Source organism: Microbacterium sp. P5_E9, from assembly GCF_054049175.1.
In genome coordinates, this window is sequence record NZ_JBFUMV010000075.1 from 1 (window position 1) to 671 (window position 671).

Consider the following 671-nt stretch of genomic DNA (forward strand, 5'->3'; position numbering starts at 1 on the left):
CGCCCGCGACGAGGGCCACCTTGCCTGTGAGATCCAGCATCTGCGACATCCTCCTGCGTCAGGCCACGAGGCCGATTTCGCGCGCCTTGATCTGCAGCGCCACGTAGAGCGTGTACATGCGCGCCTGGGACAAGCCGCTACCCAAGAACCAGAGTCCCTTCTGCGCCGTCGGTTTGTACATGTTCCTCAGTTCGTTGTCCCCGTCGAGGCCCCAGATCGGGCCCACCTTGTCGGCGACCTCGCTGCCCAGGATCTGGCGCACGACTTCCTGCTGCGGCTGGTATCCGGTGGCGGTGACCAGCAAGTCCGCCTTCTCGACCCGGCCGTCCTTCATCAAGGCACCGTCGGCGACGAACTTCTCAATGTCTTCGAACTGAAGCAGACCTACTTTGCCCTCGACGATCAGGTCCGAGCAGCCGCAGTTGAAGTAGTAGCCGGCATGGGTGCGACGAATCTTGATAAGGTAGCCGGTCCCGTCCTCGCCGGAATCGACCTTGAATCCCCTCGCCCTCAGGCCGGCGAGAAGTTCCTGGTCCATCTCGTTCTGCGCCTCGGTGATGGTCTGCGCGTTGCGCACGGCGATCGGGAAACTGGCGCTCTGCGCGAGCAGGTCACAGTCATCGGTAGCCAGGTTTTCCTTGTAGTACGAGGTGTACACCAGGCCCACGGCC

1 pseudogene is annotated in these 671 nt (G+C 62.7%); it reads right to left on the minus strand.

What is annotated here, in order from left to right:
• Positions 1-58 precede the first annotated feature (58 nt).
• A pseudogene (locus ACXJ3V_RS20295) lies at positions 59-671 on the minus strand (hypothetical protein); the annotation flags it as partial.